Source organism: Streptomyces sp. NPDC057287, assembly GCF_042667905.1.
GTDB lineage: Bacteria > Actinomycetota > Actinomycetes > Streptomycetales > Streptomycetaceae > Streptomyces.
Genome location: NZ_JBHUYV010000046.1, coordinates 1 through 1,630, shown reverse-complemented (window position 1 = coordinate 1,630; position 1,630 = coordinate 1). Strand labels below are relative to the sequence as shown.

Genomic DNA, 1,630 nt, shown 5'->3' with positions numbered 1-1,630 from the left:
ACGCCAATGTGACGGCGGAGGCCTACGAGCAGGCCGAGGCGGACCGGCTGGGCTTCTGGGCCGAGCAGGCCCGTCGCCTGACCTGGGCCACGGAACCCACCGAAACACTGGACTGGAGCAATCCGCCCTTCGCGAAGTGGTTCGCCGACGGCACCCTCAACGTCGCGTACAACTGCGTGGACCGGCACGTCGAGGCGGGCAACGGCGACCGGGTCGCCATCCACTTCGAGGGCGAGCCCGGCGACAGCCGCGCGATCACCTACGCCCAGCTCAAGGACGAGGTCTCCCGCGCCGCCAACGCACTGACCGAGCTCGGGGTCGGCAAGGGCGACCGCGTCGCCGTCTACCTGCCGATGATCCCCGAGGCCGCCGTCGCGATGCTGGCCTGCGCCCGCATCGGCGCCGCACACTCCGTGGTCTTCGGCGGCTTCTCCGCCGACGCCATCGCCGCCCGCATCCAGGACGCCGACGCCAAGGTCGTCATCACCGCCGACGGCGGCTACCGGCGCGGCAAGCCCTCCGCCCTCAAACCCGCCGTCGACGACGCCGTCTCACGCATCGACAGCGTCGAACACGTCCTGGTCGTCCGGCGCACCGGACAGGACACCGCCTGGCACGAGGGCCGCGACGTGTGGTGGCACGAGATCACCGCACGCCAGCCCGCCGAGCACACACCCCAGCCCTTCGACGCCGAACAGCCCCTGTTCGTGCTCTACACCTCGGGGACCACGGGCAAGCCCAAGGGCATCCTGCACACCTCCGGCGGATACCTGACCCAGGCGGCCTACACACATCACGCGGTCTTCGACCTGAAGCCCGAGAGCGACGTGTACTGGTGCACCGCCGACATCGGCTGGGTCACCGGGCACTCCTACATCGTCTACGGCCCGCTGGCCAACGGCGCGACCCAGGTCATGTACGAGGGAACACCCGACACCCCCCACCAGGGACGCTTCTGGGAGATCGTGCAGAAGTACGGGGTCACGATCCTCTACACCGCGCCGACCGCGATCCGCACGTTCATGAAGTGGGGCGACGACATCCCCGCCAAGTTCGACCTCACCTCACTGCGCGTCCTGGGCTCGGTCGGCGAACCGATCAACCCCGAAGCATGGATCTGGTACCGCAAACACATCGGCGCCGACACCTGCCCGATCGTGGACACCTGGTGGCAGACCGAGACCGGCGCCATGATGATCTCCCCGCTCCCCGGAGTCACCGAGACCAAGCCCGGCTCCGCCCAGCGCGCCCTGCCCGGCATCTGCGCCACGGTCGTGGACGACGAGGCCCGCGAAGTCCCCGACGGCGGAGGCGGCTACCTCGTCCTCACCGAACCCTGGCCCTCGATGCTCCGCACCATCTGGGGCGACGACCAACGCTTCATCGACACCTACTGGTCCCGCTTCGAAGGCAAGTACTTCGCCGGCGACGGCGCCAAGAAGGACGAGGACGGCGACATCTGGCTCCTCGGCCGCGTCGACGACGTCATGCTCGTCTCCGGACACAACATCTCCACCACCGAGGTCGAGTCCGCCCTCGTCTCCCACCCCTCCGTCGCCGAAGCAGCCGTCGTCGGCGCGAACGACGAAACCACCGGCCAGGCCATCGTCGCCTTCGTCATCCTGCGCGG

General features: G+C 69.1%; 1 protein-coding gene. It reads left to right on the top strand.

Features of this window, described 5'->3' with window-relative positions:
- The coding region (gene acs / locus ACFUNE_RS37580; protein ID WP_383577500.1) for an acetate--CoA ligase at positions 1–1,630 on the top strand (1,630 nt) is incomplete at both ends.